At 62.1% G+C, this 782-nt stretch carries 1 protein-coding gene; it reads right to left on the bottom strand.

Translation table 11 applies throughout. The annotated features are described in order from the left end of the window. Nucleotides 1-771: serine/threonine-protein kinase (locus tag AC5Y5Z_RS25535; protein ID WP_499928290.1), on the bottom strand; the 771-nt coding region annotated here is incomplete at its 3' end. Nucleotides 772-782 lie beyond the last annotated feature (11 nt).

The following is a 782-nucleotide window of genomic DNA, read 5'->3' as shown; positions in this document are numbered from 1 at the left end:
GGTGGTGTCGTAGCGGTCGTCGGGGTTTTTGGCCATCCCTTTGGCCACCACGGCGTCGAGTTGGGCGGGCAGGCCGTGGCGCAACACCGACGGACGCGGCGGCGGCTGGGTCAGATGCCCACCCAACTGCTGCTCGAGACTGTCCCCCGGAAACGGCTGACTGCCCGTCAAACACTCATGCATCACACACGTCAACGCATAGATATCAGCCCGATGATCGGTACTGTCCCGCGTCATCCGCTCCGGAGCCAGATACGCCCAACTCCCGATCACATTGCCCGTACTGGTCAACGACGTCTCCCCCGCACTACGGGCGATCCCGAAATCGATCAGATACGCAAAATCATCCTCAGCCACCAAAATGTTGGACGGCTTGACATCGCGATGCACCAAATCGATCCGATGCGCCGCATTCAACGCCGACGCCACCTGATCGATGATGTGCACCGCCCGCGCCGGATCCAACGGACCCTCCCGCAACATGCTCTGCAGATCACGACCCACAATCAGGCGCATCGTGACAAACAACCGCCCCTCGATCTCCCCGAAGTCATAAATCGGCACCACATGCGGCTCATCCAACCCCGCCGCCGACCGCGCCTCCCGACGAAACCGCTGCTGATAGGTCTCATCATCAGCCAACTGCGCCGGCAACACCTTCAACGCCACCACCCGCTCAGTGCCGGTATCAAAAGCCCGCCACACCTCGCCCATCCCACCGCGACCCAGCAACTCGATCAACCGGTAACGACCAAACGGCGTCCCGTCCACGCCAACCTCCC

Source organism: Mycobacterium sp. NGS29 (genome assembly GCF_059812965.1).
This window is presented reverse-complemented; position numbering and strand designations above follow the sequence as displayed.